The organism is Conexibacter stalactiti, assembly GCF_033542075.1.
In the GTDB taxonomy this organism is placed as follows: Bacteria; Actinomycetota; Thermoleophilia; order Solirubrobacterales; family Solirubrobacteraceae; genus Conexibacter; species Conexibacter stalactiti.
On sequence record NZ_JAWSTH010000242.1, the window covers coordinates 1 to 656 of the forward strand.

The following is a 656-nucleotide window of genomic DNA, read 5'->3' on the forward strand; positions in this document are numbered from 1 at the left end:
GATTTTCGGATGCGTAGCATTCAGACGCGGTTGATGATGTCCGAATGCCGAGGCAACTGTTGTCATAGATTCCCTACCAGATCAAAAACGTAAACAGGAAATTCTGGTTGCAGTACCGTTTCCACCAGATACTGGAATCGACGCAGAAGAATGACAGAACGAGTGTCATGGTTCACGCGACCGATGTGAGCACCTTTGTAGTAGATTTGGTTATTGAAAGGAGCGACGTAAGTATAGCGATCAATCAACCCTTCAAACTCTGGATTGAATAGATCATACATCAACTGTCCTTGACGCTGCCCCACTTGTACCTGACGAATTTTGTGACCAGTCACACCCTTCATACGTTGACGAACAGGTGTGATATGAGTCCATCTGACCACATCACCAGTTTTAACGTAACCAACATCTGGAGATTCAAGCACCAGATTTTCATTCATTACGTTAACTTCACAGCGGGACGAACGTAAGCGACCGCTACGATCTTTATCGTAACGATCACAAACAAGAAGCAGCTGCGCTCTGTGTTCTTCGGAGTAGTCATGTTCACGGCGATTGCTCGGATCAGACACTTCTAAAACAAATAATGGCACATTTACGTTGTTCTCTTTTAATACAACCCAAGTACCAGCGTAATAGTGATTATAATCAGTTCG

1 protein-coding gene is annotated in these 656 nt (G+C 44.2%); it reads right to left on the reverse strand.

All coding sequences use genetic code 11. The annotated features are described in order from the left end of the window. Positions 1–62 precede the first annotated feature (62 nt). The coding region (locus R7226_RS31570) for a hypothetical protein (RefSeq protein WP_318601535.1) at positions 63–656 on the reverse strand (594 nt) is incomplete at its 5' end.